The 243-nt window shown below is 67.1% G+C and carries 1 protein-coding gene; it reads left to right on the top strand.

The window, feature by feature from the left end:
• The coding region (locus EOD73_RS17615; RefSeq protein ID WP_164846126.1) for an Ig-like domain-containing protein at nt 1–243 on the top strand (243 nt) is incomplete at both ends.

The following is a 243-nucleotide window of genomic DNA, read 5'->3' as shown; positions in this document are numbered from 1 at the left end:
CAGCTTGAGCTTTGTGCCCAACGCCAACTGGAACGGCTCGACCTCCTTCAGCTTCACCGCCACCGACAACGAAGGCGCCTCCTCCGCCCCCGCCAACCAGACCATCTCGGTCAGCGCGGTCAACGACGACCCGGTGGCCAACGCCGACACGGCCTCCACGCCGATCAACACCGCGGTCAACAACATCGCCGTGCTGGCCAACGACACCGACGTCGACGGCAACCCCCTGTCGGTCACCGGCGC

The organism is Inhella crocodyli (assembly GCF_004004565.1).
GTDB classification, from domain to species: domain Bacteria; phylum Pseudomonadota; class Gammaproteobacteria; order Burkholderiales; family Burkholderiaceae_C; genus Inhella; species Inhella crocodyli.
This window is presented reverse-complemented; position numbering and strand designations above follow the sequence as displayed.